At 56.3% G+C, this 4621-nt stretch carries 2 protein-coding genes; both read left to right on the forward strand.

Features of this window, described 5'->3' with window-relative positions; genetic code table 11:
* Window positions 1-206: 206 nt before the first annotated feature.
* Window positions 207-3644 carry a hybrid sensor histidine kinase/response regulator gene (locus AC4FIC_RS13355; RefSeq protein WP_273285951.1) on the forward strand — a complete coding sequence of 1146 codons (3438 nt, stop codon included), beginning with the start codon at window positions 207-209 and terminating at the stop codon, window positions 3642-3644.
* Window positions 3645-3647: 3 nt separating this feature from the next.
* Window positions 3648-4565 carry a response regulator transcription factor gene (locus AC4FIC_RS13360; protein ID WP_100256282.1) on the forward strand — a complete coding sequence of 306 codons (918 nt, stop codon included), beginning with the start codon at window positions 3648-3650 and terminating at the stop codon, window positions 4563-4565.
* The last annotated feature ends 56 nt before the right edge of the window (window positions 4566-4621 follow it).

Consider the following 4621-nt stretch of genomic DNA (forward strand, 5'->3'; position numbering starts at 1 on the left):
TTCCGTTTCCGTTTCCGTTTCCGCGTCAGCCCATACCATTCCGGCAGATAGACCATAAGCATCAACAGTTGGCACATTCGCTGCTATACATCAGTTCAGGCGCAAAAAACCTCCCTTGTCTCGACCAGTCAGGCGGCTCTTGGTTCGTTTTGGTGCGCTAGAATTATACCCAGGCACTGTATTGGTTCATAAATGGTCAGTAACACATGACAGCGGTACCGGACGGCACAAAAAGTGCGCACAAAATTCTCAAGGTCCGGCGTCACTATAACCAGTGGGTGGCCGATCAGACCCTAGAAGACTATGCCCTGCGTTTTACCGCGCGCAAGGGCAGGACGATGAGCATTGGCATGGTCGGCCGCACGGCGCTCGGGGCGACCGCCTTCTTGGCTTTGGAAGCCTTGGCCGCTGCGGTGACGCTAGCCTATGGTTTCGTCAATGCCGTGGCCGCAATTCTAGTGGTCTGCCTGATCTTTTTTGTCACCGGTCTGCCGATCGCCTATTACAGTGCTAAGCACGGCTTGGACATCGACCTGCTGACCCGGGGGGCCGGTTTCGGTTACCTCGGTTCGACCCTTACCTCGCTTATCTATGCCTCCTTTACCTTTATTTTTTTCGCCATCGAGGCGGCCATTCTCAGTTCCGCCCTGAACCTACTGTTTGGCATACCCTTGGCACTGGCCTACCTAATCTGTGCCGGTGCGGTTATACCCATTGTGATCCGTGGCATCACCGCGATCAGTCGATTTCAGCTGGGCACCCAAAGCCTGTGGCTGGTGCTGCAGATCGCGGCTCTCTTGGTGGTCGTGTTCAATGAATGGCAGCAATTGGGCGCCTGGGTCGACTACAGTCCGGTGTCTGTGCCGGGCAGTCATCAATTCAATTGGGTGATGTTTGGCGCGGCTGCCTCGATTCTCTTTGCCTTGGTGGCGCAGATCGGCGAGCAGGTAGATTACCTGCGTTTTATGCCCGAAAAAACACCCGACAATAGCCGTCGCTGGTGGTTTTGGTTGGTCCTGGCCGGACCGGGTTGGGTCAGTGTGGGTTTAGTGAAGATGTTGCTTGGCTCCTTTCTGGCCTTTGTCGCCGTATCTCAGGGTATTGATGCTCTTAGTGCGGCCGATCCGACCCTGATGTATCAACGCGCCTTCGGTTATCTGATCCAGTCCGATCGTTTGGCGCTGATCTTGGCTGGGCTGATGGTGATCGTGTCACAGATGAAGATCAATGTAACCAATGCCTATGCCGGCTCCATTGCCTGGTCAAACTTCTTCTCGCGCCTAACCCATTCTCATCCCGGCCGGGTTGTCTGGCTGGTGTTCAATGTCGCATTGGCCCTGCTGCTGATGGAGTTGGGCGTGCACCAGGCGCTGGAGTCGGTGCTCAGTGTCTTTGCCCTGGTAGCGGTAAGCTGGCTCTGTTGTCTGTCGGCCGATCTGATGATCAATAAGCCGCTCGGGCTGAGCCCAAAACAGATCGAATTTAAACGCGGCCACCTTTATGACATCAATCCGGTTGGCACGGTCTCGATGGCGTTGGCCACGGCGGTTGGCCTCTGTGCCTACCTAGGCCTGTTCGGGGAGGGGCTGAAAACGCTCGGCCATTTTTTGAGTATTGCGACCAGCTTTGTGCTGGTGCCGCTTATCGCCTGGCTCACCGAAGGCAAATACTATCTGGCGCGCAGCGCACCGGAACCTATTGTTAGCACCTCCGATGAGCCGCCGTCGGCAGCGGTCGATCAGCATTGCAGCCTGTGCCAAAACCATTTCGAGCCGGAGGATGTGCTCTATTGTCCGGCGTATCAACAGACTATCTGCTCGCTCTGTTGTTCGTTAGATGCCCGTTGCTTAGACCAATGCAAACCGCCCGTCGAGGCTACTAGCACAACGTTGCGCTGGTTCAAGAAGGTGCTGCCGCCGTGGTTGACGGAACAGTTGCTGGGCCGTAGCGGTCAGTTTTTGATTTGGTTTGCCCTGGTAAATCTGTTTATCGGCGCCCTATTGGCGCTGATATACCGACATATGGAGCTGCAAGGGCACGGCGATTTGACCGTCTTCGCCAGCGGCCTGTGGACCCTATTCTTTACCCTGATGATTGTCTCGGGTGTGGTGACTTGGTTATTTCTGCTCGCGCATGAGAGCCGAGTGGAAGCACAGCGGGAGTCGAACCTTCAGACGCAAAAACTGATCGAGGAAATTGGCGCACACAAGTCCACCGACTCGCAGTTGCAACAGGCTAAGGAATTGGCCGAGCGGGCCAATGCCGCCAAGAGCCGATACCTATCGGGTATCAGTCATGAATTGCGTACCCCACTGCAATCGATCCTCGGCTATACCCAGCTGCTCAGTGACCGCAAGGACACCCCTAAAACGCATCGGCCCGGTCTCAATACCATCCATCGCAGCGGTCAATATCTCGCCGACCTGATTGAGGGCCTGCTCGACGTCTCCAAGATTGAAGCCGGGCGGCTTAACCTGCATATCAGCCAATTTGCCTTTCCGGGTCTGATTCATCAGCTTGCCTATATGTTTCAGATGCAAGCGCAGAGCAAGGGCATTGAACTCAAACTGGTGCTGCACGATCCTCTGCCCGACTGGGTTCGAGCAGATGAAAAACGCCTGCGCCAAGTGTTGATCAATCTGCTCAGCAATGCCATTAAATATACCGAGCAGGGGTCGGTTGAGTTTCATGTGCGCTATCGCAATCAGGTCGCGCAGTTCACGGTGATCGATACTGGCGTCGGCATCGCCGAGTCGGAACAGGAGCGCATTTTCTCGCCCTTCGAGCGAGTCCAAAATAGTGCTACGGCGCATGTGCCGGGCACCGGTTTGGGCCTGACCATCGTTAAACTCCTAGTGGAGATTATGGGCGGCGATATTCAATTGACCTCGGCCCTAGGCACCGGCAGCCAATTTAAGGTCGCCCTGATGCTGCCTTGGGCCGAGCATGACCCGGCCGAGGTCGCGCCGCAGCGCCGTATTGAGGGCTACCAAGGGACCCGGCGCACCATTATGGTGGTCGATGACGATGCCACCGTGCGCGGCCTAATCAACGAACTGCTGCAACCGCTAGGATTTAATGTGCTCGAAGCGGTCAGTGCCGAGCAGTGTCTGGCGGACTTTGCCGGGTCCGGTGCCGACCTCTACATACTCGATGTCAATATGCCCGGCAAAAGTGGTTTTGAACTGACCGCCCTGTTACGCGCTGACGGCATCAAGGCACCCATCGTAATGCTCTCGGCCAACGCCCAAATACCCGACACCGATCGGCAACAACAGTTGGGTTTCGATCAATATCTGGTTAAGCCGCTCGACAACTACCGACTGCTCAGCAGCCTAGCAACGCTACTCGAGGTGCACTGGCTCTACAGCGACGACAATGCCGACAGTAGGGCGCCGCTCGACGAGCCTGCGACCAATGCTTATCAGCCGCCAGCCGCGCCAGCACCGATTCGTATTGTGCAGGGCCCGTTATTGGAGGCTCTGTTCAGCGCGGCCGATATCGGCTACAAGCGTGGCATGCTCACTGCTCTAGCGGACCTGTACGACCAGGACGCGCTCGACCAAGCAGACTATGACCGCTTGGTGGAGCGAGTCGAGCGGTTACAGTTTTCCCAACTCAGCAAGATGATAGAGGTAGTTTGATCGATGAATGGCAATCTAAGAGGCACACTGGTGCTGGCCGTTGACGACTCCCCCGACGCCCTGGCCATGGTGCACGATGCCCTTGAATCCAGCGGTATGGATGTATTGGTGGCCCTGGAAGGCAAGCAAGCGCTGGCGATCGCCGAACGGATGAAACCGGATATGATCTTGCTCGATGCCTTGATGCCGGTAATGGACGGTTTTGAAACCTGCCGGCAATTGAAGAGCAATGCCTTGCTCGCTGACATACCGGTGATCTTCATGACCGGCCTAGGCGACAGTGAGGATGTGGTGCGCGGTTTGGAAGCCGGCGGTGTGGATTACCTGACCAAACCCATTAACCCGGCGGTGCTGGTGGCGCGGATCCGGGTGCATCTGACCAATGCCCGACTGACCCGCAGTGCCTATGGTGCGCTGGACACAGCCGGACAAAATCTGCTCTCGGTCAACGATCGCGGTGAACAGAATTGGGCCACGCCGCAAGCTTACACCCTGTTGGCGAAGGCCCATCTGGCCGCTCCGGAGCACTATGCCCTGGTTGCTGACCAGATTCGCATCTGGTTGCGTCACCAACCGGCCGTGGGCCAGACATTGGTCCTGGCCGAACTGGATTATCCGCTCACCATCCGGATGATTTCGACTCAAGATGGTGAATGCATTGTGCGGCTCATCGACGGTCAACGCGCCACAGGTCCGGCCCTATTAAAACAACAGTTAGAGCTGACCGAGCGCGAGTCGGAAGTGATTTTTTGGATTGCCCAGGGCAAAACCAATCGTGAGGTGGCCGAGATTTTGAGTATGAGCCCGCGCACGGTAAACAAGCATCTGGAGCAGATTTTCAGTAAGCTCCAGGTCGACAATCGCACTAGTGCCGCCGCCCTGGCCCTGAAGGCATTGGCCCAGGCTGAAGCACTGATTTAGGTTTTTATGAGCTGGTTAATGGCACATATTCTCAAAGTGCCTGCCCCAATAGCACG

The organism is Reinekea sp. (assembly GCF_982785585.1).

What these genes read in the sequence shown, in the direction of transcription:
- AC4FIC_RS13355 (WP_273285951.1), top strand. Translation starts at nt 207, where the DNA reads ATGACAGCGGTACCGGACGGCACAAAAAGTGCGCACAAAATTCTCAAG.
- AC4FIC_RS13360 (WP_100256282.1), top strand. Translation starts at nt 3,648, where the DNA reads ATGAATGGCAATCTAAGAGGCACACTGGTGCTGGCCGTTGACGACTCC.